The sequence below is a fragment of the Aminobacter sp. P4_H6_2 genome, assembly GCF_056400805.1.
Genome location: NZ_JBFUKO010001005.1, coordinates 1 through 1,200 on the forward strand (window position 1 = coordinate 1; position 1,200 = coordinate 1,200).

General features: G+C 59.4%; 1 protein-coding gene and 2 pseudogenes. 1 reads left to right on the plus strand and 2 read right to left on the minus strand.

What is annotated here, in order from left to right:
* A pseudogene (locus AC1DUU_RS32480) lies at window positions 1–143 on the minus strand (IS110 family transposase); the annotation flags it as partial.
* A gap of 135 nt (window positions 144–278) precedes the next feature.
* On the opposite strand from AC1DUU_RS32480, the pseudogene AC1DUU_RS32485 reads away from it, so the two are divergent.
* A pseudogene (locus AC1DUU_RS32485) lies at window positions 279–636 on the plus strand (transposase); the annotation flags it as partial.
* Between the two features lie 58 nt (window positions 637–694).
* Here the strand turns inward: AC1DUU_RS32485 and AC1DUU_RS32490 are convergent.
* Window positions 695–1,200 (minus strand): alpha/beta hydrolase (locus AC1DUU_RS32490; protein ID WP_476787397.1); only part of this gene is annotated, 506 nt, incomplete at its 5' end.

Below are 1,200 nucleotides of genomic sequence, written 5' to 3' on the forward strand. Positions count from 1 at the left end.
AGGCAGGGTGGCAACTTGGTGAAGAACGGCAAAACCTGCGATCGCCGTAGTGCCTTGCGCACGACAACGTCTCCAGACGCGTCAACGGCATGAACTTGAAAAACACGCTTGGCCAAATCGAGGCCCACGGTGGTAATCTGCATGGCGGATGGCTCCTTTGCTTGGGTTGCCAGACAGCAAACCCATTTTGGCACTCAGATGCCGGGAGCGGGAGCCATCCACCTCATCCGCTTATGACGCGTGGACGGCTCTCCTCCGCCTTGCGGCTATGACCGACCCGCTATTGTCGCCCCAATGCCTTCATGCTCACCGGCTGCCAAGTCGCTGATTGCACGGCGGGAGGCGAGCTTCTGAAACGTCTGCTAGACACCCGCATCCTGCATGCCGATAAGGGTTATGATTGGGATGCGATCCTCCGCCAGGTTGAGTCCGGCGGCACGATGCCAAACGTCCCACCAAAGGCCAACCGGCGCCGGAAAAACGGCTTTTCTCCGGTGCTCTACCGTGACCGAAATGCCATCGAACGCAAGTTCTGCCGCCTCAAGGACTTCCCCAGGGTCGCAACACGATACGACCGCCTTGCCGTCAACCTTTCTCGCGGCAGTCTGCATCGCGGCGACCGTCAGCTATTGGTTACGAGATGCCGAAACGGGGGCCGGCATCGCGCACTGTCCGTTATCGCTTGAGGCCTACGCTAACGGGGTGCCCCACCACAATGCTCGCTCCTGGCCCGATTGTTCTCTCCGCACTCGTTGGCGGTCTTTCCACCGGACGGCCCGACAAGCATTTCGATATGCTGAGCGTAGTTCTGCCTTGTGTTCTGATCGACGATTGCAGCCGGAGCGGAAACAACCAGACCCGCAGCGGTTCCAACCGTTTGCGCGGCTCCCGCGGTCGCTGTCACAATGTGATCGCCAAGTCCCAGGCGACTGTCGGTCAAGGTTTGGCCGCTCGACAGGCGGGTGCCGATCAGTTGGACGATCTCAGGCGACTCGGCAAACTTGGTGTGGTGCAGATTGTCGCCCGCTTTGATCTTGGTGAGATCGATTACCGAGATATCATTCGCTGCCAGTTCCTCCTTGTAGGGAGATTGCTCCGGATCGATAGAGCCCAACCGGGAGACATTGCCCCAGACACGTTGAGAAACTGCGAGGGCGCGATCATCGCGGGAAACAAAGAGTGTAAAGCGCGGGCGTTGCT